This is a genomic window from Bradyrhizobium sp. ISRA436, assembly GCF_029910015.1.
In the GTDB taxonomy this organism is placed as follows: domain Bacteria; phylum Pseudomonadota; class Alphaproteobacteria; order Rhizobiales; family Xanthobacteraceae; genus Bradyrhizobium.
In genome coordinates this window covers 1,269,581-1,295,921 of record NZ_CP094519.1, presented here as the reverse complement: position 1 = coordinate 1,295,921, position 26,341 = coordinate 1,269,581, and the positions used below count along the sequence as shown (strand labels likewise).

Annotated in this window: 21 protein-coding genes and 1 tRNA gene; 12 read left to right on the top strand and 10 right to left on the bottom strand. The window is 64.7% G+C overall.

The window, feature by feature from the left end; genetic code table 11:
* Window positions 1-11 precede the first annotated feature (11 nt).
* The 4 genes from MTX23_RS06160 to MTX23_RS06145 form a co-directional block, all read right to left on the bottom strand.
* A complete protein-coding gene (locus MTX23_RS06160; protein WP_280975738.1) occupies window positions 12-680 on the bottom strand; it encodes a hypothetical protein in 669 nt (222 codons plus the stop codon).
* 95 nt (window positions 681-775) lie between these two features.
* Window positions 776-1,294 (bottom strand): invasion associated locus B family protein, encoded by a 519-nt coding sequence (locus tag MTX23_RS06155; protein ID WP_280990719.1) that lies wholly within the window; start codon window positions 1,292-1,294, stop codon window positions 776-778.
* A 56-nt stretch (window positions 1,295-1,350) separates the two neighbouring features.
* Window positions 1,351-5,505, bottom strand: a complete 4,155-nt coding sequence (locus MTX23_RS06150) for a YadA-like family protein (RefSeq protein WP_280975736.1) — start codon at window positions 5,503-5,505, stop codon at window positions 1,351-1,353.
* A gap of 330 nt (window positions 5,506-5,835) precedes the next feature.
* Window positions 5,836-6,888 carry a helix-turn-helix domain-containing protein gene (locus tag MTX23_RS06145; protein WP_280975735.1) on the bottom strand — a complete coding sequence of 351 codons (1,053 nt, stop codon included), beginning with the start codon at window positions 6,886-6,888 and terminating at the stop codon, window positions 5,836-5,838.
* 769 nt (window positions 6,889-7,657) lie between these two features.
* Here MTX23_RS06145 and MTX23_RS06140 point away from each other — a divergent pair.
* Window positions 7,658-7,834, top strand: coding sequence for a hypothetical protein (locus tag MTX23_RS06140; protein WP_280975734.1), 177 nt, complete (start codon window positions 7,658-7,660; stop codon window positions 7,832-7,834).
* Between the two features lie 218 nt (window positions 7,835-8,052).
* Here MTX23_RS06140 and MTX23_RS06135 read toward each other — a convergent pair whose 3' ends face one another.
* A complete protein-coding gene (locus MTX23_RS06135) occupies window positions 8,053-9,117 on the bottom strand; it encodes a 2-dehydropantoate 2-reductase N-terminal domain-containing protein (protein ID WP_280975733.1) in 1,065 nt (354 codons plus the stop codon).
* Between the two features lie 509 nt (window positions 9,118-9,626).
* On the opposite strand from MTX23_RS06135, the gene MTX23_RS06130 reads away from it, so the two are divergent.
* The 5 genes from MTX23_RS06130 (at window position 9,627) to MTX23_RS06110 (ending at window position 14,686) form a co-directional block, all read left to right on the top strand.
* Window positions 9,627-10,865, top strand: a complete 1,239-nt coding sequence (locus MTX23_RS06130) for a branched-chain amino acid ABC transporter substrate-binding protein (RefSeq protein WP_280975732.1) — start codon at window positions 9,627-9,629, stop codon at window positions 10,863-10,865.
* A 131-nt stretch (window positions 10,866-10,996) separates the two neighbouring features.
* A complete protein-coding gene (locus tag MTX23_RS06125) occupies window positions 10,997-11,944 on the top strand; it encodes a branched-chain amino acid ABC transporter permease (RefSeq protein ID WP_280975731.1) in 948 nt (315 codons plus the stop codon).
* Window positions 11,941-13,245: a branched-chain amino acid ABC transporter permease gene (locus tag MTX23_RS06120; RefSeq protein WP_280975730.1), complete on the top strand. Its 1,305-nt coding sequence runs from the start codon at window positions 11,941-11,943 to the stop codon at window positions 13,243-13,245. Before MTX23_RS06125 ends, MTX23_RS06120 begins: the two co-directional genes overlap by 4 nt.
* Window positions 13,242-13,991, top strand: a complete 750-nt coding sequence (locus MTX23_RS06115; RefSeq protein WP_280975729.1) for an ABC transporter ATP-binding protein — start codon at window positions 13,242-13,244, stop codon at window positions 13,989-13,991. The genes MTX23_RS06120 and MTX23_RS06115 overlap by 4 nt, the downstream gene beginning before the upstream one ends.
* Window positions 13,991-14,686 (top strand): ABC transporter ATP-binding protein, encoded by a 696-nt coding sequence (locus MTX23_RS06110; protein WP_280975728.1) that lies wholly within the window; start codon window positions 13,991-13,993, stop codon window positions 14,684-14,686. Before MTX23_RS06115 ends, MTX23_RS06110 begins: the two co-directional genes overlap by 1 nt.
* 114 nt (window positions 14,687-14,800) lie before the next feature.
* Here MTX23_RS06110 and MTX23_RS06105 read toward each other — a convergent pair whose 3' ends face one another.
* Window positions 14,801-16,114, bottom strand: coding sequence for a peptidoglycan-binding domain-containing protein (locus tag MTX23_RS06105; protein WP_280975727.1), 1,314 nt, complete (start codon window positions 16,112-16,114; stop codon window positions 14,801-14,803).
* 839 nt (window positions 16,115-16,953) lie between these two features.
* On the opposite strand from MTX23_RS06105, the gene MTX23_RS06100 reads away from it, so the two are divergent.
* On the top strand, window positions 16,954-17,352 hold the full coding sequence (locus tag MTX23_RS06100; RefSeq protein ID WP_280975726.1) for a hypothetical protein: 399 nt from the start codon (window positions 16,954-16,956) through the stop codon (window positions 17,350-17,352).
* A 1,358-nt stretch (window positions 17,353-18,710) separates the two neighbouring features.
* Here the strand turns inward: MTX23_RS06100 and MTX23_RS06095 are convergent.
* Both MTX23_RS06095 and MTX23_RS06090 read right to left on the bottom strand, forming a co-directional pair.
* Window positions 18,711-18,785 (bottom strand) — tRNA-Val (locus MTX23_RS06095).
* A gap of 87 nt (window positions 18,786-18,872) precedes the next feature.
* Window positions 18,873-19,232 (bottom strand): response regulator, encoded by a 360-nt coding sequence (locus tag MTX23_RS06090; RefSeq protein ID WP_280977984.1) that lies wholly within the window; start codon window positions 19,230-19,232, stop codon window positions 18,873-18,875.
* A 304-nt stretch (window positions 19,233-19,536) separates the two neighbouring features.
* On the opposite strand from MTX23_RS06090, the gene MTX23_RS06085 reads away from it, so the two are divergent.
* From MTX23_RS06085 to hisN, 3 genes are all read left to right on the top strand, one after another.
* Window positions 19,537-20,424 (top strand): N-formylglutamate amidohydrolase, encoded by an 888-nt coding sequence (locus tag MTX23_RS06085; protein ID WP_280975725.1) that lies wholly within the window; start codon window positions 19,537-19,539, stop codon window positions 20,422-20,424.
* A gap of 148 nt (window positions 20,425-20,572) precedes the next feature.
* Window positions 20,573-20,950: a hypothetical protein gene (locus MTX23_RS06080; protein ID WP_280975724.1), complete on the top strand. Its 378-nt coding sequence runs from the start codon at window positions 20,573-20,575 to the stop codon at window positions 20,948-20,950.
* A 58-nt stretch (window positions 20,951-21,008) separates the two neighbouring features.
* Complete coding sequence (gene hisN / locus MTX23_RS06075) at window positions 21,009-21,788, top strand: histidinol-phosphatase (RefSeq protein WP_280975723.1); 780 nt, start codon at window positions 21,009-21,011, stop codon at window positions 21,786-21,788.
* Between the two features lie 120 nt (window positions 21,789-21,908).
* Here hisN and MTX23_RS06070 read toward each other — a convergent pair whose 3' ends face one another.
* Window positions 21,909-22,802 (bottom strand): LysR family transcriptional regulator, encoded by an 894-nt coding sequence (locus tag MTX23_RS06070; protein WP_280975722.1) that lies wholly within the window; start codon window positions 22,800-22,802, stop codon window positions 21,909-21,911.
* A 92-nt stretch (window positions 22,803-22,894) separates the two neighbouring features.
* Between MTX23_RS06070 and MTX23_RS06065 the strand changes: the two genes are divergently transcribed.
* Window positions 22,895-23,647 (top strand): sulfite exporter TauE/SafE family protein, encoded by a 753-nt coding sequence (locus MTX23_RS06065; RefSeq protein ID WP_280975721.1) that lies wholly within the window; start codon window positions 22,895-22,897, stop codon window positions 23,645-23,647.
* Here the strand turns inward: MTX23_RS06065 and MTX23_RS06060 are convergent.
* Window positions 23,644-24,279, bottom strand: a complete 636-nt coding sequence (locus MTX23_RS06060; protein WP_280975720.1) for a LysE family translocator — start codon at window positions 24,277-24,279, stop codon at window positions 23,644-23,646. The two genes, MTX23_RS06065 and MTX23_RS06060, sit on opposite strands and share 4 nt — an antisense overlap.
* A 240-nt stretch (window positions 24,280-24,519) precedes the next feature.
* Between MTX23_RS06060 and MTX23_RS06055 the strand changes: the two genes are divergently transcribed.
* The gene (locus MTX23_RS06055; RefSeq protein WP_280975719.1) at window positions 24,520-26,319 is read left to right on the top strand and encodes a tetratricopeptide repeat protein; all 1,800 of its coding nucleotides are present in this window, start codon (window positions 24,520-24,522) and stop codon (window positions 26,317-26,319) included.
* Window positions 26,320-26,341 lie beyond the last annotated feature (22 nt).

Sequence of the window (26,341 nt, the reverse complement as noted above, 5' to 3'; positions counted from 1 at the left end):
CTGATCCGGTCTCAGCCTGCGATCCGCAGTGTCGTCACCGCGACGCAGGCGTTGCCGAAGGGAATCAGCATCACCTGCGCGCCGTTCGGCAGCGCCACGGTCGCCAGATCGCCGAGCGCGCCGTTCTGTCCATTGAGCTTGGCGAGCTCGGCGGCAACGGTTGGGCAGCTCTCCGCTCTCGGCGTCACGCGCACCAGATTGCCTTCGCAGGATGATCCGACGGGCGCGGCGAAGACGATGCCGGCGGCCCGCTGTGGAGCGGTGTTCTGGGGAGCCTCGCCCGGCGTGAGCGCCACCAGTGACTGCACCGAGTGGGAATTGCCTGCCTTCGGGTCCCACTGCGACTGCGCCGTGTAGTGCGAGTTCGCCGCAAGGCCGCGGCCGAGGGTCCCGAACACATTCGCGCAGGTGACGATGTTGCCCTGCCTCGCATGATCGTCGAACACCGTCGGCTGTTGCTGCGCGGCCTGTTGCGGCTGGGCAGCGGCTGCGGGAGCTGCCTGCGCCTGGGATTTCTGATGCGGCTTCGCGGCCGGCTTCCTGGCCGGCGCCGGCGCGGCTTGCGGCTGCAATGGCATCGGCTGCGTCGAGGTCTGGGCATACCCGACGACCCCGACGGCGCTCAGCGCTGCCACCGCCACCGCCGCGAATATCAATGTGAAAGTCCGGATCAGTCGCATCGGCCATTCATCCTGTTCAATTGGCGGCCTCGTCTCACGGACATCCGTGTTCTCAAGCCGGATATCGGAACTCCAGATCCGCATACTGCTCCTCGTTACTTCAGTTTCGACAGCACGCCGGACAGTCCGTCGAGCGGCGCTTCAAGCACGACGGCCCCGACCTGCGGGATCTGGTAGGACACCCGGCAAGGCGTCGCCGCGCGAATGTGCCGCTTGAGGACGTTGCCGATCGCGATCGTGGCGAAGCAGAAGCTGGCATCGCAATGATCGGTCTGCGCGATGATGCGGTCCGGCGAGCTACCCATGGCGAGCTCGATCGGCTGCCCAATGCCGGCGCTCGCGGGAATGCGCATCACGATCAGCGGCTTGCCGTCGGCGGTGGCGATCAGCGACCAGTTGAAGGCGACCGCGCCCTGCGCGTTGACGATCGACTGCGTGACGTTGCAGACGCGGCGCTTCGACTTGAGGCTCTCGTCGCAAATCAATGTCCAGTTCCTGAACGGCTGGATCATTCGCCTGAATTCGCCGAGCGTTTCGCCTTGCGGAATCACCACGTCCGACGGCTTCACGGCGTAGCCGGATGCCGGCGCGGGCTGTGCGCCCGCGCTTGCCATCGCGGGGAGCCAGATCGCCAACGCCAGACATGCCAGCCGCCTCGTCGATATCAACGTCAATTGAGCGTCAGGCTCAGGCCGGCGCTCACGCCCCAGTCGCCGCCGGCGGTGGTCGCCGACGCGTTGCTGCGCAAGCGGCCATTCTCGCTGGTGTAGCCGAGGCCGAAGGCGAGCGCGCCCTGGCTGCGCCAGACGCCGCCGCCGGCCGAAGCGCTCAGCTTGCCCGGCCGATCGTCATAGCGCAGCGATGCCGCCGCCATGCCGATCGCCGCGGCGCGCCAGGCATCCTGCCGCACCTCGCCGATCTGACCGTTGAGCTGAGCGAACGCGCTGTTGAGCTGGTTGACGTTGACGGCGTCGGTGCCGGCGACGCCAGGCGCCACGTTGCTGATGGTCACCGGCGCGCCATTGCCGCTGTTCAGCGTGAGCTTGTTGGTGGTGCCGCCGGAGCCGTCGCTGTCGTAGTGGATCGTGCTCGACGCGAGCGCCTGGAGCTGGCTCACATTGACCGCATCGGTCGGCGCGGCGCCCGCGGCGACATTGGTGACACGGCGCTCTGCGCCGGACGAGCCGACCGACACTTCGCCGGTCGCGACGCCCGCAACGGTCTTGCCGACAACCGGCGTATAGGCCGCATCGCTCAGATTGGCCGTCGTGGCGGCGTTCGCGCCGAGCGCCAGCGAGTTGGCCTGCGTCGCTTTGGCGCCGGCGCCGATCGCGACCGAATTGTCGGCCGATGCGGCCGAGCCGTTGCCCATCGAAATTGCGTTGCTCCCGCTCGCGACCGACTGCGGTCCGATCGCGACACTTTCCGCACCCGTCGCGATGGAATCCGCCGCGGTCGAATCGGCATGGAAATACTTGATGCCGCCGCCGCCGGAGCTGATGTTGTTGACGGTGGTGTAGAGGTTGCCGAGCGCCGTATTGGTGGCCCAGAGCTGCGAGCCGTTGATCGCATCCGTCGAGGTCGCGCTGATCTGGCCCGCAGCCACATTGGTGATGGTGCGCTCCGAGCCGACGCTGCCGACGCTGACGGTCGAGGTCGGCGCCGTGCCGGCAAAGTCGTAGGTGGTGCCGCCGATCGTGGTGCTCTTGGTCGCGACCACCGTCGAGGTGCTCGAATTGGCGCCGAGTGCCACATCGCCGGCCTGCGCCGTCGCCTTGGCATTCGGACCGAGCGCAACGCTGGTCGGGTTGGAGGTCGAAGATCCTGCGCCGATCGACACCGACTGGATGCCGTTGGCCACCGCATTGGTTCCGAACGCAATCGAATCGGCGAAGTTGACCAGCGAATTCTGGCCGATCGCGATGCCGCCGGGCGCCGTCTGCTGCACGACCGCGCCAAAGCCCATGCCGATGCCGTTGTCGCCGTTGACCACAGTGGTCGGCCCCACCGCGACGGAGTTGTTGCCGAACGCCTGCGAGTCCAGCAGCGTTGAATTGGCGTGGAAGTATTTCGTCGTCGTGGTCGCGAATGACTGCAGCGCGCCGGTGAGCTGCCGCACGGTGACGGCGTCGCTGGCCTCGGTGCCGTCGGCCACATTGGTGATCTGGCGATAGCCGGTGGCGTTACCGACCGACACCGCGCCGAGCAATGTGAGGTCGGTGGTGTTGTAGGGGATGATGGTGCCGCCGATGGTGCCGGACGCCGGTGCAAGCGCGCGGTTCGACACTGAGCCGGACCCGAGCGCGACGCCATCGGCCACCGTCGCCTGGGTATTGTAGCCGAGCGCCGTGGAATTCGCCGCTGTCGCCGACGCGGCCACGCCGGCTGCCATCGAATTGATCCCGGTCGCGCCGTTGTTGGCGTAGTTGGCCCGCTGGGTGCCGCCGTCGTTGACAGCATAATAATGCGTCAGGCCGTTGCTGACGACGGTCGAGAGACTGTCGATCGCCGAAGTCGCGGCAAACAGCTGCGAGCCGTTGACCGCGTCGGTCGAACCGTTGGTGATCCGTCCTGCGGCAACGTTGGTGATGGTGCGCTCGTTGCCGACTGTGCCGACGCTCACCGTCGAGGTCGGGGTCGTGCCGGCGAATGTATAGGCGTTGCCGGCAATGGTGATGCCGCCTGTGCCGACCGCCGTCGTGGTTTGGCTGCCGGAGCCGAGCGCGATATCGTTGGCATTCGCAGCGGTCGCGCCGTTGCCGATCGACACCGAGCCGCTGCCGGTGGCGGTCGACACCGGTCCGATCGCGACGGAGTTCGCGCCCGCCGCCGAGGAATCGGCCAGCGTCGAATTGGCGTGGAAGTACTTGATGCCGCCGCCGTTGGTGATGTTGTTGACGGTGGTCCCGATGGCGTCGACGGCCTGGTTGGTCGCATAGAGCTGCGACCCGTTGATCGCGTCGGTGGATGACCCGTTGATCCGCCCCGCAGCGACGTTGGTGATCGTGCGTTCAGCGTTGACCGCGCCGACGCTCACCGTCGAGGTCGGCGTGGTCCCCGCGAACGTGTAGGTGTTACCGTTGATCACCGCGTTCCCTGTGCCGACGGCCGTGGCCGTGACGCTGCCGTTGCCGAGCGCGACGGCGCCGGCATTGCCGGCGGTCGCACCGGCACCGAGCGCAATCGCGTTCGCGGCCGAGGCGTTGGCCTGGCTGCCCATGGCGATGGCGCTGGCGCCATTGGCGACGTTGCGATCGCCGATCGCCACCGCGCCCTGGCCGGTGACCGTGTTCTGGTAGCCGATGCCGACCGCGCCCTGCGCCGCCGTGCCGGCGACGCCGACGGCCTGGCCGCCGCCGCCCACCATGTTGGTGTTGCCCATCGCGACCGTGCCGTCGCCGGTCGCCGTGTTGTTCATGCCGTTTGCGATCGCGCCATTGCCGGTCGCGGTGTTGGGGTCGCCGATCGCGACCGCGCCGTTGCCACTGGCGACGTTGCCCGCGCCGATGGAGACCGCCTGGCCGCCGGTCGCCGTCGCATTGGTGCCCATCGCGACGGCATTGGCGGAATTGGCGACGGCATTGTTGCCGACCGCGATGGCGCTGGCGGCGCTGGCCGCCGACTGGAAGCCGACGGCGATGGCGTTGTCCGCCGACGCCTGGGCGCCCTGGACGGTGGCGTTTCCGGAGCCAATGGCAATGGAGTTGACACCGCCGGCCTTGCTCCCGGTGCCGGTCGCGATCGAATACGCGCCATTGGATGCGGCGTTGTTGCCGAGCGCGACACCACCGGTGGCTGAGCTGGCGACGATTGCCCCCGATCCGATGGCAACCGTGCCGGAGGACCCCAGCGCCTGCGCCTGATTACCCAGGGCTACGGCGAAATCCGCTGATGCCTGGGCGAGGTTGCCAGCGGCCAATGAGCTGGCACCAGACGCGGCTGCCTGTTTGCCAACGGCAGTGGCGCTGTCGGCGCTGGCAACGGATGACCAGCCTCCCGCCCATGAATAGCTGGCGCTCGCCGTGGAGCTGACACCGACCGCGGTGGCGTTTCCTCCTGTGGCACTGGCGAACGTGCCCAGGGCGCTGGCGCCGGCCGCGGCGGCATTGGCGTCAACGCCGAGCGCGACCGCATTGATATTGCTCGCGACCGTGCCTTGACCCAGCGCCACCCCGCCATCGCCTGTGGCCTTCGAAAACAGGCCGAGGGCTACCGAGTATTGTCCCGACGAAACGGACTGGCGTCCGATCGCGATGGCGTCGACCTGAGACGCTGTCACATCTGTACCAATGCCAATGGTACTCTGCGCAAGGGCGCCGGTTCCGGCAGCCGTGCGTGATCCAAGATAGAGGGAGTTCAACTGGGAAGCGATCGACTGAAAGCCGATCGCGATGGCATTTTGGTTGCCTGCGCTCGCGCTGGTACCTTGGGCAACGGAATCGCTTCCGGTCGACGTTGCTCCACTTCCAATCGCAATGGCGCGCGTCCCACTTGCTGACGAACCCGTGTCGATCGCCACGGAATCCGTACCGGTCGCACTTCCGCCGCCAAGGCTTACGGACCCGGCGGTTGCGGCCGATGTGGCAACAATCAACGCCGCAACTACGCCGAGCGTCGCGGCGGCCACCGAGGCGACTCCACCGCCAACCCGCAGCGCCCCAAGCCCCAACCGGTCACGCTTCATGCCGAGCGCACGGTGCGCCTGTCGCAGCAGCGCCAGCAGTCTCCGCCGCAGCGAATAGCTGCCCGGATCGCCCGACGCGACCCAGCTCTGGACGAAGCCGCGCTGCTTTATCGATGCAGATGGAATCCGTGCGGCAGCCATGGCGCGCCCCCTTTGTGACATCTTGCCCAGACGTCGGGGATGCTGCGCCACGGACCGAATGCGGGCCCGCCGGCCACGCACATGGAGAGATCAAGACGGCGCGACGCGCGCTCGCCTTCCGGTCCTGGCCTACGATGTGTCGAATTCAACGAGCGCATCTTGCCATCCAGCGCTCGCTCGACTGCCCCATCAAATTGCCCCGAGTCGTCATGCTGGAAAGTGATAGACACAATTTCGCCGCCGTCACTCCGCACGCCGTCCAAATAGATGGCAGAGCGTCTCACAAGTTGAACGATCTGCATGGTGCACGGTAGAAGATCGCGCCACTTTTCAACCGATGGTCGAACAACGCCGCGCGCGTTCGCGCGCCTCGCGCGGACTGACGCCGAACTCGCGGCGGAACGCGCGCGTGAAATCCGAGGCCAACTTGAAGCCGTGGCGATAGGCGACCTCCTGGATCCGTCGGCCGGGATTGCCGACCAACTCTGCATGCGCGGCATGCAGACGCTTGCGCAGGATGTAGCCGGCGACGCCGCCGACGCTCTCAAATGCCCGGTACATGTTGGAGCGCGAGATCCGCAATTGCTGCGCGACGCGGTCCGGCGTGAGATCGAAGTCGCCGAGGCGACTCTCTATATACAGGCGCGCACGCTCGAACAGGACCGATTCGGCGGAGCCCCGCGCTTCGCCCGGCCGGTCGGCCGGCGGCTGGAGGCACACCGCGATCATCTCCGCCGTCGCCCGCCCGGCCTGCCGCAGCTCATCGGGCGACATGTCGACCAGACGCACCACGAGCGTATCGAGGTAATCGGCCAGCAGCTCAATCAGATTGCCTGAGAGAATGCGGTTGCAGGCGCGATCGAACTGCTCGGCAATGCTCGCGAATGCGCTGCGCGGCAGTGTGAGCAGCAGGCCATCATAATCGGTGATGCGGCCGCGAAAATCATTGTTGAGCGAGATCAGGAAGATCGCACCCGGCTCAGCGTAAATCGTTTGCCCGCCGGTCTCCAACCAGGCTTCACCGGAGCGCACGCGGAACAACCCCCAGGCATCGGCCGCTCCGTGGCGCGCGGCCGCGGACGCGCGCGCGAATGTTTGTGCCGCGAAATGCCCTGATGACAGCACCAGGTTGCCCAGATTGCAGGCAATGTATTCGACCTCGAAGCCTTGCGCGGGGCTGCGACCTTCCGGCAGCGCGACATCGAGCCAGGGAGCCATACGCGCCTTCCAGACATCGAACCGCTCCGCCGGCGGATAGGGCCGCGTCGAGACCAGCCGCGGCGGCGCCGGGGTTCGGTCTCCGATGTCGCGGGGGGCGCGCGGAAGCGGCACCTGTTCCAGGAGCTTCGCCGCGCGCGCGAGTCTGTCACCGTCACGTTGCATGCATTTTCAACCGCCGCTGTCGCGAACGACGCACGTTGGCACAGCGGAAGCGCATTCCTATAAGTTGGCGTCGCCGGCTCCCGACAGCACGGCGAACGTCAGATCGACGAAGAGGGCAGCATGTGAGAATGCGGGTCATCACCCCGACTATGCCGGCCGCTCCTGATAGGGCCGACGCAGGGTCCTGCGATAGTCGTGCTCATGCATGACATTCTTCATTGTTGTGCTCATCGCCGCGCGCGGCCCAGGGGCTTTGCCGCCAAGCCCGCTCGCCTGATTTAGGGAACAACCCGTGCGAGAACCAGAGGGAGCGATGACGTGCTCGCGAAGAAATCCGAAGTGTGTCCCCCGTGCGTCTGATCGAACGATCTGGCGTCACGGAGTCTTTCAGAAAATTTTCTGGAAGCGCACGCGAGCGATCCGCAAGCAGCAACGTAAGCTCGCTCGCATACTGGAACCTTGATGCACCACGCGTGCGACACACGGCCGCGCCCAGAAAGCGTGCATATGCCTGCATTTCGCGCAGTGGGCTCGCGCAAAAGTCGACGCGACGAGCGCACAATCTGCGCTGTCGATCGCCATCCCCGCGAGCGCATCGCGATGGTTCGCGACACGCGTGACGCGGAGATTTTTCGCGTAAGCCGTTGTCGTGCAAATCGGTTCTACAGCGATGTGTCCCCGACCGGAGCTCGCCGGGATGGACTGCGCGTCGTCGACGTTGTGAAGAGACGGTACAGACGCAGCAACGAGGAGAGCCGATTGGGAAGCTGTGGTCGACCTCGTGCTCGACACCGACTCGGTCTACCAAGTGCGTGGGCGGTGGACGACGCGCGCGGAAAGCAAGGTCAGTGTCGACGGGCGGACTGGTCTACGAGCGCTGCTGGGCAACAAGACGCTCAAGCTGCCGGCGGCCGAATTGGCGGCGCAGGTTTTTCTCCAGCCGTGATCCGGATTTGAAGGACGAGAACTTGCACGACACCCGCTGAGCGCGGCCTCTCCGCCTTCGATGTGAGGGAGACACCCATGGACGGGCTCCCTCCTCCATGCGGGGAGGGAATCGCGTATGACCCCAGCGGGCTCAACGGCTCACCTCACGTGCTGATATCGGAACACCGCGCGCTTACGCTGCGAGATGGCCCTGCCCCCGCCACGAACGCGCGGTTGTCAGTCCGCGCCCGATCCGCTCTGCACAACCTTCTCGTTGAGCTTCTGGTCGACGGTGTCGACCGTGCGGTCGATCTCTGCGCTCGGCGTGCCGAGCTGGTGCGAGATCAGCTTCACCAAGAGGTCGACGCGCTCGATGAAGGGCGCGCCGGCGGCCACCGCACGGGCCGCCGATGACGGCTTGAGCAGGCTTTCCGCCGCCTTGGCGTATTTCGCGAACGGAACCTGGTCGGCAGGGTCCGCGCCGAGCTGCCGCGCGATCGCGTCGACATGGTCGTAGATCGACTGCGACAGCTTGAGATCGCCGTGCACCGCATCGCGGATCGATTGCGGCTCCGACGGCGTGATGCAGCGGTAGTTGCCGGTCAGCAGCATCGACCACTTCGCCAGGGGGACGAACAGCGAGTCGAACACTTTCAGCTTCACCGGAACGTCGTGGCCGTCCAGCGTCACCGCGTCGATGTCGGCTTCCAGCTCGCGCAGCACCTTGTTGTGCTTGTCGTCGGCGAAGGCCGCAGCCTTGAAGTTGGTCGGCAGGCCGACATGGAGCACGTTCGCGGCTTCCTCCGGCGGACGGAACGCCTGCGGATCGGGCGAACAGAGCGTCACCAGCCCGGGCTCGAAGCGCTCCCACACCTGCGCATTGGTGTAGGCCTCTTCCAGGTCCATGCCGGCCAGCGCGGGAATCCGCTTCAGATACGGCAAGGGCGGCATGTTCATGATCGACAGGCACGGCAGCTTTGCCGCCGCGATCTTGATCATGAGAACGCGAACCGTGTGGTTGGTGTATTGCGGCTCCTGCATCGCAAGCCCGACCATGTCGTAGCGCGACAGGTCGACATCGGCGGGCGTCACCGCATCCAGCTTGCCCGGCAGGTCGCGCGAGAAGATCGACCGATGGTTCGGCTCGTCGCGCAGCTTGATGCGCACTTCGGTGCCGTCGCGATTGATCAGCTCCGCCGTCTTCTTCCGGCAGACCAGGGTCACGTTGTGACCCGCCATCAGAAGCTTGGTCCCCAGCAAGGAGCCGTATGAGGCTCCCAGGATCAGAATGTTGCGCGCCATGCTCTCTCTTTCAAAGCCGATGCCGTGTTGTCTTCAACGCCCGAGCCAGGCTTCGCGGAGAATGTCCGCGTAAGCGGACAGCGAGCCCGGGCCTGGTATACCACGAGAGCAACCCCTTACCGCAAGCCGCGCCGGTGTCCAGCGCAAAGTGATGGGCGCGACAATCGCGTCGCTCGAAATGCGCTTGACGACGTCGATCGGTGTCCGATGGGGCGATCTTGATCGAATATTCCAATCACCCGATTGGCAAAATCTTTCGGAAACAGCGACTTATGTCTGAACGTCTGTCCCTCGTCGCTGTGGCCTTATTCCTCGTCACGGGATGCGGCTATCCCGTGACGAAAACTTACCGAGCGCTCGCTCACTTTTGCGGGACGGTCGAGCGCGAGCCATGTCCGAACCAGACTTGTCAATGACAGGTCGTTCGCAGTATCGACCTTGCTGTTGCGCTGCATGATCAGCGGAACGCCTTCAACCAAAGTCAATCTTCAACGAGGAAACGACAAGATATGCGTTATCTTCCCTTCGCCATGGCTGCGGCCGTCCTGATGCTTGGTGGCGCGGCGTCCGCGCAGGAAACCTTGAAGATCGGCTATATCGATCCGCTCTCCGGCGGCGGCGCGAGCGTTGGCGAAGGCGGCCTGAAGACCTTCCAGTATCTTGCCGACGAGTTGAACGCGAAGGGCGGCATCCTCGGCCACAAGATCGAAATCGTCCCGCTGGACAACAAGACCAATCCGCAGGAGAGCCTGGTCCAGGCCCAGAAGGCGGTCGACGCCGGCATCCACTACATCACCCAGGGCAACGGCTCGTCGGTCGGCGCCGCGCTGGAAGATTTCGTCACCAAGAACAATTCCCGCAACCCCGGCAAGGAAGTGCTCTACTTCAACTACGCCGCGGTCGATCCGAGCATGACCAACGAGAAGTGCAGCTACTGGCACTTCCGCTGGGACGCGAGCTCGGACATCAAGATGGAAGCGCTGACCAACTACATGAAGGATCAGCCGTCCATCAAGAAAGTGTACCTGATCAACCAGGACTATTCGTTCGGCCAGTCGGTGCGGTCAGAGGCGCGCAAGATGCTCGCGGCCAAGCGGTCGGACGTCCAGATCGTCGGCGACGAGCTGCATCCGCTGCTCAAGATCACCGACTTCTCGCCCTATATCGCCAAGATCAAGGCGTCGGGCGCCGACAGCGTCGTGACCGGCAACTGGGGCCAGGATATCGCGCTGCTGCTGAAGGCAGCGGCTGACGCCGGCCTCAAGGTCAACTGGTACACCTATTACGCCGGCGGCGCTGGCGGGCCGACCGCGATCAAGCAGACCGGCCTCGATCACCAGGTGTTCCAGATCTCCGAAGGCATCCCCAATTCCGGCAACAAGGCGGCGATGGATTTCGAGAAGGATTTCCGCGCCAAGGCCAACATGTCGCTGTGGTATCCGCGCGCCGTCAACGAGATGCGGATGTTCAAGGCGGCGGCCGAGAAGGCCAACTCGATCGATCCGGTGAAGGTGGCGGCTGCCCTCGAGGACCTGAAGTTCGAGGTGCTTGACGGCGGCGAGGGCACCATGCGCAAGGACGATCACCAGTTCTTCCAGCCGATCTACATCTCCTCGTTCGGCACGCTGGCCGACAAGGCAAAGGAGCCGTTCGACGAGGAGAACACCGGCTGGGGCTGGCACCTCGTCTCCAAGATCGACACCGCGCATGCGATGGTCCCGACCACCTGCAAGATGAAGCGGCCCTGATCGACCGTTGGCTGGCGCCTTCGCGGCTGCACGGCCGCGCAGGCCCGCCTGCGTCCGGCGGTGACGCCGGCGTCCGGTCGGTTCGCAGCTTCCTGTTCACGTCAATCGTTCGAGTCTTCAGCGAGTGTGCCTTGGCTGAGTTGATCGTCATTTCAACGCTCAACGGCGTCCTGTTCGGGATGCTGTTGTTCCTGTTGTCCAGCGGGCTCACCGTCATCTTCAGCATGATGGGCGTGCTCAACTTCGCACATGCCAGCTTCTATATGCTGGGTGCGTTTTTCGGTTACCAGCTTACCCGCTGGATCGGCTTCTGGCCGGCGCTGGTGCTGGCACCGCTGCTGGTCGGCGCGGTCGGCATGGCGGTCGAGCGCTATGGCCTGCGCAACACCCACAAGCACGGCCATGTCGCCGAGTTGCTGCTGACCTTCGGGCTTGCCTTCGCGATCGAGGAAATCGTCTCGATGATCTGGGGCAAGAGCCCGATGGATTACCGGATCCCCGCGGCGCTCGACTTTCCCGCCTTCACCGTGTTCTCCACCAATTATCCGGCCTACAAGATCTTCATGCTCGTGGTCTCCGTCGTGATCTTCGTGGCGCTTCTGATCACGCTCAAGCGGACCCGGGTCGGCCTCATCGTGCAGGCGGCGCTGACGCATCCGAGCATGGTCGGCCATCTCGGCCACAATGTCGGGCGCGTGTTCATGCTGGTGTTCGGCGTCGGCAGCGCGCTCGCCGGTCTTGCCGGCGTCATCGCCGGTCCCTCGCTGGTGACGCAGTCCGACATGGCGGCGCTGCTCGGGCCGATCCTGTTCGTCGTCATCGTCTTTGGCGGCCTCGGCTCGCTGCCCGGCGCCTTCATCGCATCGCTTTTGATCGGGTTGATCCAGACCTTCGCGGTCGCGCTGAACGGTTCGCTGGCCAGCGTGTTCGGTCCGCTCGATCCGAGCCTCGGCCCCTCGCCGCTCACCGACATCTGGAACGTGACGATCGCGCAGATTGCGCCGATCCTGCCCTATGTGCTGCTGGTGCTGGTCCTGATCTTCCGCCCCATGGGCCTGCTGGGGACGCGCGAGTCATGACCAAGGCTGTTTCCCCCGCCTCCGCCGCGACGAAACATGAGTCCGGCGGCGCCCTCAGCTTCTACGGCGTCTGGCTGATCGCGGCCGCCGCGCTCGTCGTGCTGCCGCTGGTCTTCTCCTCCGGCGGCTCGCTGACCTCGTTCAGCCTGATCGGCATCGCGATCATCTTCGCGCTGTCCTACAACATCCTGCTCGGCCAGACCGGGCTGTTGTCGTTCGGCCATGCGGTCCAGTACGGCCTCGGCGGCTTCCTTTCGGTCCACGTCATGAATGCGGTCGCCAGTTACGACTGGCCGATCCCGCTGCCCGTGATTCCGCTGATCGGCGGCATCGGCGGTCTTGTCTTCGCAACTCTGGTCGGTTGGGTGATGACCAAGCGCGCCGGCACCGTGTTTGCGATGATCTCGCTCGGCATCGGCGAGCTGGTGGCCTCGTCGTCGCTGATCCTGCGCAGCGTGTTCGGCGGCGAATCCGGCATCACCACCGACCGCACCGCCCTGCCGCACATGTTCGGCTGGACCTTCGGGCCGCAGCTTCAGGTCTATTACCTGATTGCGTTCTGGGTGATGATCTCGACGATCGCGATGTACGCGCTGACCCGCACGCCGCTCGGCCGCATCTGCAACGCGGTGCGCGACAATCCCGAGCGTGTCCAGTTCATCGGCTACGATCCGCATGTGGTGCGCTATCTCGCCTATATATTCGCGGGCTTCTTCGCCGGCATCGCCGGCGGCCTCACCGCGATCAATTTCGAGATCGCCAATTCGGCCTATCTCGGCGCGACGCAATCCGGCATCGTGCTGTTCGCCGCGTTCATCGGCGGCACCGCCTATTTCTTCGGTCCGATCCTCGGCGCCATCTTGGTGACCTATCTGCAGCTCGGGCTGACCAACGTCACCACGGTCTGGCAGCTCTATTTCGGCATCATCTTCATCGGCATCGTGATGTTCGCGCCGGGCGGCATCGCTGGCATCCTGATGAAGCACCGCCCGCTGATCCGCGCCGGCACGCTGCGTACGGTGATCCCCTCCTATCTCGTCGCCGCCATCCCGACGCTCGCGCTGGTGCTCGGCATCATCCTCACCATCGAGATGGTCGCGCGCTACACGGCGAGCGAAGGTGAAGGCAACACCATCAATCTCGCCGGCATTCCCTTCGTCGCGACGGCGCCGACCACCTGGGCGGCCGCGGCGGTGCTGCTCGTCGGCGGCTTCCTGGTCGCCCGCATCACATGGCGGCGCGTGGCCGAGGCCTGGGATCGCGCCGCGACGGCGGCCCGTGATCGGGGGTATCTCGCATGACCGCCGCCATCAAAGTCAAAGCCGTCGAGAAGCGCTTCGGCAATGTGGGCATCATCCGCGATCTCAATTTGAGCGTCGCGCAAGGCGAGCGCCATGCCATCATCGGGCCGAACGGCGCCGGCAAGTCGACGACGTTCAACCTGATCAGCGGCCACATCAAGCCGACCTCTGGCGAGATCCGCCTCAACGGCGAGGTCATCTCCGGCCTGCGTCCGTTCGAGATCAACCGGCGCGGACTGTCGCGCTCGTTCCAGGTCACCAACGTCTTCGCGCGCATGACGGTGTGGGAGAACGTCCGCTGCGCCGTGCTGTGGGCGACCGGACACCGCTATGCCTTCTGGAAGAACGTCGACCATCTGCCTGAGGTGAAGCAGCGTACGGCGCAGATCCTCGACGACATCCATCTCAGTCACCGCCGCGACGTGCCGGCCGGGCTGCTGACCTATGCCGAGCAGCGCGAGCTCGAGATCGGGATCACGATCGCCAGCAGCGCCAGCGTCGTCATGCTGGATGAGCCGACCGCGGGCATGAGCCACGCCGAAACCGAGCGCGCCGTCGCGCTGATCCGCCGCCTGACCGAGGGCCGCACGCTCGTGATCGTCGAGCACGACATGAGCGTGGTGTTCGGCCTCGCCGATCGCATCTCGGTGCTGGTGTACGGCAACATCATCGCGTCAGGCACGCCGGATGAGATCCGCGGCAATCCGAAGGTCAGGGAAGCCTATCTCGGCGAGGAGATCGACTGATGCTCGAGGTCAGGAATCTTCATGCCTATTACGGCAAGAGCCACATCCTGCAGGGTGTCGACCTCGACATTGCCGCCGGCGAGGTGGTGAGCCTGTTGGGGCGCAACGGCGTCGGCCGTTCCACCACCGTCAAGGCGATCATGGGCGAGGTGCCGCCGCAAGGCACAATCCGCTTCAAGGGCCAGGATATCGCCGGCCTGCCGAGCTACAAGATTGCCCGGCTCGGGCTCGGCTACGTGCCGGAGCACCGCGACATCTTCCCGGGCCTGACGGTTCGCCAGAATCTCATTCTCGGCATCAAGGACCCGCGCCGCCCCGGCAAGTGGCGGCTCGAGGAGATGCTCGACATGTTCCCCAATCTCGCCCGCCGCGCCGACACGCCGGCCGGCGTGCTGTCGGGCGGCGAGAAGCAGATGCTGACCACCTGCCGCACGCTGCTCGGCGATCCTGAATTGATGATGATCGACGAGCCGACCGAAGGGCTGGCGCCGCTGATCGTGCAGCAGGTCGGCGACCTCATCGCGCGGATCGCGAAGGCCGGCGTCGCCATTCTGCTGGTCGAGCAGAAGCTGTCGATCGCGATGAAGATCTCGAACCGGGTCTACATCATGGGCCATGGCCGCGTCGTGTTCGAAGGCACGCCCGACCAGCTCAAGTCCAACGCCGCCGTTCGCGAGGAATGGCTGGAGGTGTGAGGCGCGGCGCCAGCCGATCGACTGCTCCTTCGCCCGTTGGTCATCTGCGAGAAAGTGGCCGCGACGACTTGAAAAAGCGAGCCCCGCTCTGCAGCGGGGCTCTTGCTCAATATCCTATTTCCGATTGGAGTTATGCTCCGGCGTCTGCGCGCCCTGCCCTGAGCGTGATGAAGGCGGAGCGCTGCTCTGGCTCGGCTGGCCGGGCTGCGTGTTCTGACCTGGGCTCGTCTGGTTGCCACCCTGACCAACGGTGGAATGGTTCTGCGGAGCGGCTTGTCCCGTCGTATTCTGCTGCGGGGCTTGCTGCTGAGCGGGCGGCTGAGTTCCGGCCTGGCCGGGCGTCGACTGGTTCTGTGGCGGGTTCGCTTGGCCCGTTGTTTGTCCAGGAGCGTTTTGCTGGGCGGGCTGCTGCTGAGTACGGCCCTGGCCGACCGTCGACGACCCTTGTCCCGCGCCCTGACCGATCCTGTCCGACAGCCCCAGTGCGGCGACCGTGCGCGTATCGACGCTGCCGCTCGTCGCGATACCCTGCTGACGCTGGAACGTGATCAGCGCCTCGCGGGTCCGGGACCCGAGCACGCCATCAGCTTCGCCGACGAGCAGGCCGCGATCGATCAGCACCTGCTGGACCTCGCGGATCTGCTGCGGGCTCAGGTCCATGATCGCAACGCTACTGCTGCTGCCGCGATGGCTGAAGCGCGTCCGCGGTCCGACCGGGACCACGTCGACAACGCGGCGGTCGCGATCGAGGAACACCACTTCATCCTCGACGATGAAGAAGCTGTCGTCGCGATAAAATGGGAACACGTCGATCAGCGCGGGGAAGGCGGCGACCGACACGACGTGGAACCTCGAAGGCACCACCACGCCCCGGTTAACCGCAAAGTTGATCGAGTTGATGTTCACGCGCGGCGCGTTGCGCGCAGACAGCACGGAGCGCTGGATCGTGCTTTGCTGTTGCGCCGTCACGGTGCGCCCGGCCTCGGTCTGGACCGTCGCGTTCGATTGGGTCTGAGCGGTTGTACCGGTCTGACCCTGGGCCTGACCGGTGGTCTGCCCGGAGTTCATCCGGCCTTGCGTCGTACCAGGCTGCTGAGTGGCCGCGCCTGTCGTGCTCTGGCCGGCTCTTGGGCTCTGGCCTGTCGTTGTGCTCGGGCCCTTGCTCTGGCCCGTCGTGGTGCTCTGACCTCGGTTCGCGGCACCAGTGCGGTTCTCCGGCTGCTGCTGCTGGCTTTGCCGCGCGCTACCACGTTGGCGGGTTTCAGATCGGCCAGTCTGCTCGCGCTCGTTGCGGCCCTGTCCTATGGTCTGCTGTTGCCGGCCCTGACTGCGCTGACCTTGCCGTTCGCCTCTCTCCTCTGCGCCCCGGGCTTGCCCGGTGGTCTGGCCCTGCATGCGTCCGCCGCGCTCGGCTGCGCCACGGCCCATCTGCCGCTCGTTTTGGCCTGCTGCTCGTCCGCCTTCTCTCGGGCCCTGTCCCCGGCCTTCCGTCACGCCTCCGCTGCGCGCCGCACCCGAAGGACTTCCGTGCATTGCGCCGCCGGAACGTCCGGGTGACGGGCTCGCAGATGTTCCGTGTTCGCCGCCGGTTCCAGCGCCGACACCCCCGCCGCCACCCATGCCGCCTTCCCGCATGCCTTGCGCAGATGCGAGACTGACGCCGGCCAATAGCACGGCTGTCGTCAGCAGAAACTTGCTCTTCATCCTACTCTGCATCGTCGATCCCTCCTGAAATCTGGCGGCTGCTCCGTTTGGGAAATCCAACGCCAATAGATGGCGCTCGCGTCGTCGCAGCCGCGCTCCAACAAAACCCGGCGAGATACGCAGCACAGGCTGCGCGGCTCACCGGTGAACTGCCTTGCTAGAAAAACAACGGTGCCGTCGGCGCCGTTCCAAAATGCGGGCGCGCCGCGACATTTGGTGCAGGGGAACACCTGAAGGATACTGGACGCGGCGGCCAAGTATTCGGTCTCGCTTCAGGAACCAGTTGCCACTGTTTCCGTTGGGGGTCACTTTGTGGATCACAATGATCACGCTCAACGTGCTCGCAACGATCATTTTCCGACGCAGTCGATAGAGGTCCGGAACGAGTTGCGTTCGGCTGTGAGCCGCTGTGGTGCACGGATGCACGGCTCCTGCCTGAGCTCTCCTCACAAGCTCGATCTGGCGCGTGCGCTGCCTGCCCCGGTGTCGGTGCACTGCCGTTCGCAACCAATGCCATTCTGCCCCGTTGGTCGGCTTGGGCAATCATCACCCAGGAGAATCTCATGAAGAAGACAGCCCTTGTCCTTACAACAGTCGGCGGGCTCGCCTTGAGCACGATGGCGTCTCCGGCGCCCGCCGAAGCACGCGACGGGTTCGGGCCCGCGCTCGCAGGCGGATTGATCGCCGGCGCGGTCGTCGGCGGGCTCGCCGCGTCAGCCTATGACTGGGGTCCCGGGTACGGTTACTATGGCTACGCACCTGCATACTACGCACCGGCTTATTACGGCGACTATGCGTACGATTACGACTACGGTGTCGCGCCGTATCGCTGGGGCGCATCCACCACGACATACTATTCCGCCGTTAGGCCGGCCTATTACGGCTACCGCTATCGTCACGTGGTCAGACCGGCATTCGCCTATTACGGGGGCGGTTACCCGCGCTGGTATCGTCACTGGTGAGGTCGAGGGGACGCCCGCCAATGTACGCGGGCTTCCCGCTTGAAGTTTCAGTATCGCGCTCTTTCGGAGCACTGCAGGGCGTAGGAAGTCGGTGCTGAACAGAGCATTGTTGTGCGGCAATGCTGGTGCCGCCGCAGTGATCCATTCGGTGCCGGTTGATATCCGCCTTCCGGAAGGCGGAGAACCAAATCATCTCCGTGCGGTCCGGAGGCTTCACGAGGACATGCTCCACAACTCGATCGTCGCACACCCGCCCGGCCGAATAATGCCGTGCTCCCCGCAGCCGCGCTGGACCGGTGACTGCCAATCACTGAGTTGCCCGACGGCGCAAGCCCCTCATGCGAAAATATTTCTTCAACTCGGTCTATAATCCGCCCGTCTCACCCGCTTGAGGGGCGCTTCGCGATCGTCACGAGTGTTGGGTTGAGATGCGGTGGACGCCGATGTCACGGCTGACGAGCGTGGCAGATAGCGGACGGCGAAGTCGTGCAGGCCTGACGCCCTAGTGGCAGGCGTCTCCTCGCAAGATGCGGAACGCATCTTTGCGACGACGGTGACAACAAAGCCCAGTCTCGCCGGGGAGAGCACGTATAAGCCGTAAGACCATCGCGCAGGGAAAGCCGGAGTGTTCTTCGGCCTCACCTGTGGTCCTACCTCCCGAGCTTTCCATTTGCTCGGGACCCATGGGTGCGATCGGCACCCGGCTTTCCCTGTGCCCTCTGCGAATTGAGAGGGCGGAACGAGATGCAAAGCTCGGACAAATCATGTCGCGAGAATGCGGAATCACATCCCTTTCAGTCGTCATGCCCGCGCATGCGGGCATCCAGTACGCCGCGGCCTCTCGGTTCGAGCACCGCCGTCTCCGGAATACTGGATCGCCCGCATACGCGGGCGATGACCCCGGGCAGGCTGTTTGACAGGTTGAATCAGATTGTCCCTCGTCGCCGCGAAGGAGCGGAATGGTGAAGCTTGCCTTGCCTAGCCGGAGCTCGCGGAGGCAGACCACCTGCGCCCATTGGGCTTCGGGTAACCGTCCGTCTTCGCTTTCACTGCGTTCAAGCTACGCCGGACACGCTTCGCTCTAACCGTCTCTGGCGTGGCTGCATCCGGTAGGATCGTGGCTTGCCTAGCCGAAGCTCGCGGCGGCAGCCCGCCTGCGCCCGTTGGGCTTCGGCGTAACCGTCCGTCTTCGCTTTCACTGCGTTCAAGCTACGCCGGACACGCTTCGCTCTAACCGTCTCTGGCGTGGCTGCATCCGGTAGGATCGTGGCTTGCCCAGCCGAAGCTCGCGGCGGCAGGCCCGCCTGCGCCCGTTGGGCTTCGGCGTGGCATCCTTCTCTCGCTTCGCGAGCGAAGGATGGTGGGTGCGACAGGGATCGAACCTGTGACCCCTACCATGTCAAGGTAGTGCTCTCCCGCTGAGCTACGCACCCCAAAGTCGTGTCGTCGTCTTGGGTCGGGTCCCTATAACGGACCGCGGCGGGGCAGGCAAGGATACAAAATGCGAGTTTTCGTCCGAATCAGGCCGCCAGCAACTTGTTCACCTCGCTGACCAATTCGCGCAAGTGCACGGGCTTGGCCAGGACCTTGGCGTTTTTCGGCGCTTCCGAATCGGAATTCAGGGCCACCGCGGCAAAACCGGTGATGAACATGATCTTGATGTCGGGGTCGAGTTCCGAGGCGCGGCGCGCCAGCTCGATGCCATCCATCTCCGGCATCACGATGTCGGTGAGCAGCATCTCGAACGGCTCCTCACGCAGCCGCTGGTAGGCCGACAAGCCGTTGTCATGCGGCGAGACCTTGAATCCGGCGTTTTCCAGCGCCTTGACCAGGAAGCGGCGCATATCGTTGTCGTCTTCGGCGAGAAGGATTTTCGGCATGGTTGGAAACGTCGAATCCGGCTGGAGGTTCAGTCCGAACACTAAGCCCGACAGACGGTAAATTTCGGGTGAAATTTGCACCTGCCCGTCGGCCGAGAACGCAGTGTATTTGTGGACCGGTCCGCATATCGAATCAACCGGGTGCGGCCTTTTCTGCCGCCTCAGACGCATTCCAGCACGCGCCACACTCTTTTCACTTGGCAGAATGATCGCGATTACGGACAATACGCGCCCATAAATCTCCGCTTTTCCGGCAGAATCGATTTGGCTTGGACAGGCGGACGCAAGGGACGGCGCCAAGGGAATGACCGAGTCTGCTGGCGAGTTGTCGCCCCCATTCGAGATCGTCGAGCCCGACGCCTGGCGCGCGCCGATCATCTTCAATTCCCCGCACTCCGGGTCGGTCTATCCGGCCGCGTTCCTGGAGGCATCGCGGATCGATCTCGCTTCGCTGCGCCGCTCGGAAGATTCCTTCATGGACGAATTGATCGCGAGCTTGAGCGATCGCGGCTTTCCAACCGTGCGCGTCAACTTTCCGCGCTCCTATGTCGATGTGAATCGCGAGCCCTATGAGCTCGACCCGCGCATGTTCACCGGACGGCTGCCGAGCTTTGCCAACACACGCTCGATGCGGGTGGCCGGCGGCCTCGGCACCATTCCGCGCGTGGTCGGCGACGGCCAGGAGATCTACCGAGAGCGGCTCGACGTCGACGAGGCGCTGACCCGGATCGAGGTGCTCTACAAGCCCTATCACCGTGCGCTGCGCCGGCTGATCAACAAGGCCCACCAGGCATTCGGCGCGGCGGTCGTGGTCGATTGCCATTCGATGCCGTCGATCGGCGTGTCGCGCGACGAGCCGCGCCGGCCTGACGTCGTGATCGGCGACCGCTACGGCACGAGCTGTGCGCCACTGTTGCCCGAGCTCGTCGAGGAGATCATGAGCTCGCTCGGCTACTCGATCGGGCGCAACAAGCCCTATGCCGGCGGCTTCATCACCGAGCATTACGGCAACCCGGCAAGTGGCCTGCACACCGTCCAGATCGAGCTCAATCGCGCGGTCTATATGGACGAACGCCGCCGCGAGCGCGGGCCGCGCTTCGCCCAGGTGGCGGCGGACTTCGCAACGCTCGCCGACGCGCTGGCCAAGGTCCCGTTCGCCGAACTCGGCTCCTTCCAGTCCGCCGCGGAATAGGGTGACGTCGGCCGTTCGTCATTCCGGCGCGACCAAGTCCTGAACCAGGAAACCATATACCGGCGGTAGCCGGTGGCGAAACGAATCCTCGCCGTGATGGTGAGGGATCAGCGGAAACGACGCCCGAAAAGAAAAAAGGGCCGCTTGAATGAACAAGCGGCCCAAGTCTAGGGAGGAAACGCCCAAGGAGGGCAGCGATAGCGCGAGGCGCTACCGCACCGCAACAATATGCGACCGCGCTGCACAAAACGCAAGACTTTTCGAAACATTTCCTGCGCTATCTCACGGAGGATGGCGAATATGCAACAGCCGCCCCTCCGATAATTTCCTTTTTGAAATCAAAATGTTGCTAAAGATCGACCTTTCAGTTCAGCGCTACGCGCATAGCTTGTATACCAGAACTCGCAACTTCGTGATCGGTGCCGGGACCGTGGAGCTTTCGAAATCGAAGCCGATTCGAAAGCTCAGAACCACGTCATCAGGATGGGATAACGTTCCGTTAATCGTGCGCGGCGCGCTGGATTGAGCTAGGCAAGAACATCATCGATTTCCACCCGCGCCGTGCGCTTTGCGAAGGACCTGCCGTGACGGTCATCGACTTTACAGCCTTCATCGGGCGCCTCGCGACCGCATCCGGCGAAACCATCCTGCCGTTCTTCCGGACCTCGCTCTCGGTCGACAACAAGAGCGCCAGCGATTTCGATCCCGTCACCGAAGCCGACCGCGCCGCGGAGGCCGTGATGCGGCGGCTGATCAAATCCAACTTCCCCCAGCATGGGATCGTCGGCGAGGAATTCGGCAATGAGCGCGAGGACGCCGACTATGTCTGGGTGCTCGATCCGATCGACGGCACCAAGTCCTTCATCGCGGGCTTCCCGATCTGGGGCACGCTGATCGCGCTGCTGCACAAAGGTACGCCGGTGTTCGGCATGATGCACCAGCCCTATATCGGCGAGCGCTTCTCCGGCGACAACGGCTCGGCGCATTATTCCGGCCCGTCGGGAGAGCGAAAGCTCTCGGTGCGGCGCTGCGCCTCGCTGAAGGAGGCGACCGCCTATACCACAAGCCCGCTGCTGATGAACGAGGCCGACCGCGCCCGCTTCGGCCGCATCGAGGCGGTGGCGCGGCTGACGCGCTATGGCGGCGACTGCTACTCCTACTGCATGCTCGCCGCCGGCCATCTCGACCTCGTGGTGGAGACCGAGTTGAAGCCGTACGACATCGCCGGACTGATCCCGATCGTCACCGGCGCGGGCGGCATCGTCACCACCTGGGAAGGCAAGCCCGCGCAAGCCGGCGGCCGCATCATCGCCGCGGGCGATCCGCGCGTGCACGAGGCGGCGATGAAGGTGCTCAACGCCTGATGTCTTGCCCGGCAATTGATCTGCGCCCATCCTAACGAGCAAGTAATAGTCGAGCCGGCCGCGCAGCTCCTCGAACGGGATCATGACGTGGGTGCGGAACGCCGCGATGTCCTCGTTCGGTCAGTGCTGCACTTCCGCCCGCAGATATTCCACAAGCTGCTTGGCCGGCCGCGGCAGCGCCCTGAAGCTGCGCGCGCAGATCGTCAGCCGGCGGTTGGCCCAGGCGTCGCGGATCCGGATGGTGACGATCGGCATCGCCGCCGCGCAGCGCCGCGCGGCGGTTTCGGGAACCACGGCGACTCCGACATCGGCGGCAACCATCTGGCAGATGGCGTCGAAATCGCGCAGGCGGGCGCGGAAGCGCAGCCGTGCGCCGAGCTTTGCGGCGTGCTTGGATACGTGGAGCTGCAGCGCAGTGGTTGCCGTCAGGCCGACGAAGTCGCGGTCGACCACCTCCTGGAAATCGATCTGGCGGCGGTTGCCGAGATCGCTGCGCCGCGCGGCCACCAGCATCAGCCGGTCCTCACTGAACAGGAAGCGCTCGATACTGTCGGGAAGCGCATGTTCGGCGGCGAAGCCGAGATCGGCGGCGCCACTCGCGATCGCGGTCGCGATGTCGGTGCTCTCGCGCTCCTCGACGTCGACATTGATGTCGGGATGTTCGCGCAGGAAGTGCGCCAGCGCCCGCGGCAGATGCTCCGACAGCCCGGAAGTGTTGGCGAGCAGCAGCACGCTGGCGCGGATGCCGCTGGCATAGGCGGCGAGATCGCCCTGCAAGGCCTCGACATTGTGGATCACGATGCGGGCATGGTCGAGCAGGCTCTCGCCCGCTGCGGTCAGTTCGACACCGCGGCGGCCGCGCTTGAGCAGCGCGACGCCCAACGCCTCCTCCAGGCCCTTGATTCGTTCGCTGGCCGAGGCCAGCGCAAGGTTGGCGCGCGCAGCCCCCTGCGTGATGCTGCGCGCATCGGCCACGGCGATGAACAATTGCAAGTCGATCAGGTCGAACCGCATGACGTTTCCCGCCCCAGCCCTTCGGACCATCCGAAGGCTAACTCCGTAACCTCCAGATTGTGCCGATCGTGCCCATCGGTCAATGTGGCGTGATGATCGACCATCTCCTGATCTTCATCGCCTTCGCCTTCCTGCTTGCCGGCTTCGTCAAGGGCACGCTCGGCCTCGGCCTGCCGACAGTCTCGATGGGGCTGCTCGCGGTGACGATGCCGCCGGGCCAGGCGATCGCGATCGTGATCGTGCCGGCGATCATCACCAATATCTGGCAGACCTTCGTCGGCCCCTATCTGCGCGACATCCTCAAGCGGCTGTGGCCGCTGATGGTCGGCACCGTGGTCGGCATCTGGCTCAATGCCGGGCTCCTCACCGGGCCCTATGCGGCCTACGGCACCGTCGTCCTCGGACTGTTGCTGGTGATCTACGCGATCGTCGGCCTGAGCAAGTTCAGCTTCAAGGTCGCGCGGCGTGACGAGAAATGGATCGGCGGCATTGTCGGTGTCGTGACCGGGCTGATCTCGGCCGCGACCGGCGTTCAGGTCATCCCCTCGATGCCGTTCATGCAGGCGATCGGGATGGAGAGAGACGAGCTGGTGCAAGCGCTCGGCGTCTTCTTCACCACCGCAACCGTCGCATTGGCCTTCAACCTCACCGCCTCGGGCCTGCTGACGGCAGCCACCGCGTTGCCCGGCGCTGTCGCGATGGCCGCGTCCTTTGTCGGCATGTTCATCGGCCAGACCGTCCGCTCAAGGATGGAGCCGGACGTGTTCCGCCGTTGGTTCCTGATCTCCATGATCCTGCTCGGCATCTACCTTGCCGGCAGCGCCTTGCTCAAAATCCACGGCTAGCGCGCCTCCAGCATGGCGACGCGGAAGCCCAAATAGATGAAGAGACCGCCGAGCGAGCGGTTGATCCAGGCAATGACGCCGGCCGATTGCCGGATACGGCCGGCGGCCTTCGACGCAAAGGCTGCGACGCCAAGGCACCACAGCGTGCCGTTGGCGATGAAGATCAGCCCGAGCACCAGGAAAGCGAGCGGCTTGTGCCGCGAATCCGCTGCGACGAATTGCGGCAGGAAGGCCAGGAAGAACAGCGCCACCTTGGGGTTGAGGATGTTGGTCAGCGTCCCCTGCCAGAACACCCGGGAGACCGAGGTCTCGCCGCCCTGCGCCGTGATCTCGGCGATCGGCTTCGCACGCGACAAGAGCATCTGCAGGCCGGTCAATACCAGATAGGCCGCGCCGACCAGCTTGACGGCCAGGAATGCGGCCGACGACGCCATCAGGAGCGCCGACAGCCCGATCGCCGCGCCCGTCACATGAACCAGACAGCCGCAGCTGATGCCGATCGCGGCAGCGGCCCCGCCGCGCCACCCGAGTTGGATGCTGCGGCCGATGATGTAGGCGGTATCAGGCCCCGGCGTGATGTTGAGCACCAGACCGGAGAGAATAAAGAGCCAGAGTTCGTGAATTCCGAGCATGTGAGCGAGACTAACCTATGGAAGTAAGAAAGCGGAAAGGGCTCTCGATCAGGATCGCGCCATCCCGACGACACACGAATCCGGTAGAGAACTGGACCATAGCGTCCGTTCGCAGCATGCCAACTCCTGCTACAATGCATTATAGCTGCCTGCAAAGCGAACTTCCGTCAGGCCCGGCGTGTCTTGTAAGTATTGGGACTCGGTCACGTCGGCTGAGTGGCCATCCAGGGCACAGGACACATGGAAAGACGGTTGGCTGCCATTCTTTGCGCTGATATCGCCGGTTATTCCCGCATGATGGGTGCCGACGAGGCGGGCACGCATGCCTCGTTCAAGGCCCATCGCAGCGCGATCTACCCGATCATCCTCAACCATGGCGGCCGGATCGTCAAAAATACCGGCGACGGCTTCCTGCTGGAATTTCCGAGCATCATCGGCGCCATCGAAGCCGCGGTCGCGATGCAGACCCTGATGGCCGAGCGCAACGAGCACCTGCCGGCCGATCGCGCCATGCACTTCCGGATGGGCGTCCATATGGGCGACGTCATGGCCGACGAGGACGAGGTGTTCGGCGACGACGTCAACATCGCCGTCCGCCTCGAGACGGTCGCAGCTCCCGGCGGCATCGCGGTGTCGGAGAAGGCGCGCACCGAGGCGGGGCGGCGGCTTGCCGTCACCCTGATCGACGCCGGCCCGCACCGCTTCAAGAACATCGCCGAGCCGATCAATGTCTGGACCTGGTCGCCGGCCGGATCGGAAATCCAGGAGAAGCCCCCGCAGGAGGGGCCGCATCTGCCGGGACAATACCGGACCGCGATCGTCGGCGTGCTGCCGTTCGACAATCTCAGCGGCAGCGCCGACGAATATTTCTCCGATGGTCTGACCGAGGATCTGATCCACGCGCTGTCGCTGCAATCCTTCTATCGCGTGCTGAGCCGGAACTCGACCTTCGCCTACAAAGGCAAGAACGTCAGCACCCGCCTGATCGCGCGCGAGATCGACGCAACCTATCTGATCCAGGGTTCGGTGCGGCGCGCCGGCAACAAGATCCGCGTCACCGCCGAATTGATCGCGCCGGAGAAGGGCGAGCAGCTGTGGACCGGACGCTACGACCGTGACATGGGCGACCTGTTCGCGATGCAGGACGAGATCACGGCCAACCTCTCGGCCGCGGTCGCGCAGGAGATCTATCGCGCCGAGGCCTCCGCGCCGGCGCGTTCGCCGAACTCCGAGCTGACGGCGTGGGATCGCTTCCTGAAGGGCCTGTCACACTACTATCAGCAGACCAAGGATGATTTCGAAACCGCGATCGCCCTGTTCAAGGAAGCGATCGAGCTCGATCCCGGGCTTTCGATCGCGCGCGCCTATCTCGCGCTCATCCAGATCCAGGGCGTCCAGTTCGGCTGGATTCAAAGCACGCGTGAGCTGTGGGCGTCATCGGTCAGCCTGGCCGAGAGCAGCGTCCGGCTCGACCCGCGCTCCTCCTTCGCATTTTCGCTGCTGGCCTATCTGCACGCGATGCAGGGTCACTACGAAGCTGCGATGGACGCCATCAAGCGGGCGATCGAGCTCAATCCCTACGACATGGGCGCGCGCGGCGTGCTCGGGATCTGTCACATGGTGGTCGGCGACCACCGCAAAGCGGTCGAGCTGTTCTCGACGGCGGTCCAGCGCGGCAACAGCGACCCCCGCTACCAATGGGCGGCGCTGAATGCGTTCAGCCATTATCTGCTCGGACAATATGACGCATCGCTGTCGTGGTCGCGCGAGGCGCTTTATCTCAACCCGAACCATCTGCAGGGCCTCGCGATACGCGCCGCGGCGCTCGCTCAACTCGGACGTTCGAACGAGGCCACAGAGGCGGCGGAGGCGCTGCTCGGCAATTATCCGACGCTGACGGTCGAACGGCACTTGCGCAATTTCCACTGGAAGAACCCGGCCGACATCGCCCACTATCGTGAGGGGCTCTTGAAAGCCGGCGTCCCCTTCGGCAAGCTCGCTTTGGTTGCACCCTCATCAAGGTTCGCCGTAGACTCCTGAGCCAATTCATCGCTTCGTAATT

Coding starts and splice junctions, on each gene's coding strand:
- MTX23_RS06160 (WP_280975738.1), bottom strand. CDS start 680: ATGCGACTGATCCGGACTTTCACATTGATATTCGCGGCGGTGGCGGTG.
- MTX23_RS06155 (WP_280990719.1), bottom strand. CDS start 1,294: ATGGCAAGCGCGGGCGCACAGCCCGCGCCGGCATCCGGCTACGCCGTG.
- MTX23_RS06150 (WP_280975736.1), bottom strand. CDS start 5,505: ATGGCTGCCGCACGGATTCCATCTGCATCGATAAAGCAGCGCGGCTTC.
- MTX23_RS06145 (WP_280975735.1), bottom strand. CDS start 6,888: ATGCAACGTGACGGTGACAGACTCGCGCGCGCGGCGAAGCTCCTGGAA.
- MTX23_RS06135 (WP_280975733.1), bottom strand. CDS start 9,117: ATGGCGCGCAACATTCTGATCCTGGGAGCCTCATACGGCTCCTTGCTG.
- MTX23_RS06130 (WP_280975732.1), top strand. CDS start 9,627: ATGCGTTATCTTCCCTTCGCCATGGCTGCGGCCGTCCTGATGCTTGGT.
- MTX23_RS06120 (WP_280975730.1), top strand. CDS start 11,941: ATGACCAAGGCTGTTTCCCCCGCCTCCGCCGCGACGAAACATGAGTCC.
- MTX23_RS06115 (WP_280975729.1), top strand. CDS start 13,242: ATGACCGCCGCCATCAAAGTCAAAGCCGTCGAGAAGCGCTTCGGCAAT.
- MTX23_RS06110 (WP_280975728.1), top strand. CDS start 13,991: ATGCTCGAGGTCAGGAATCTTCATGCCTATTACGGCAAGAGCCACATC.
- MTX23_RS06105 (WP_280975727.1), bottom strand. CDS start 16,114: ATGGGCCGTGGCGCAGCCGAGCGCGGCGGACGCATGCAGGGCCAGACC.
- MTX23_RS06100 (WP_280975726.1), top strand. CDS start 16,954: ATGAAGAAGACAGCCCTTGTCCTTACAACAGTCGGCGGGCTCGCCTTG.
- MTX23_RS06090 (WP_280977984.1), bottom strand. CDS start 19,232: ATGCCGAAAATCCTTCTCGCCGAAGACGACAACGATATGCGCCGCTTC.
- MTX23_RS06085 (WP_280975725.1), top strand. CDS start 19,537: ATGACCGAGTCTGCTGGCGAGTTGTCGCCCCCATTCGAGATCGTCGAG.
- MTX23_RS06080 (WP_280975724.1), top strand. CDS start 20,573: ATGAACAAGCGGCCCAAGTCTAGGGAGGAAACGCCCAAGGAGGGCAGC.
- MTX23_RS06070 (WP_280975722.1), bottom strand. CDS start 22,802: ATGCGGTTCGACCTGATCGACTTGCAATTGTTCATCGCCGTGGCCGAT.
- MTX23_RS06065 (WP_280975721.1), top strand. CDS start 22,895: ATGATCGACCATCTCCTGATCTTCATCGCCTTCGCCTTCCTGCTTGCC.
- MTX23_RS06060 (WP_280975720.1), bottom strand. CDS start 24,279: ATGCTCGGAATTCACGAACTCTGGCTCTTTATTCTCTCCGGTCTGGTG.
- MTX23_RS06055 (WP_280975719.1), top strand. CDS start 24,520: ATGGAAAGACGGTTGGCTGCCATTCTTTGCGCTGATATCGCCGGTTAT.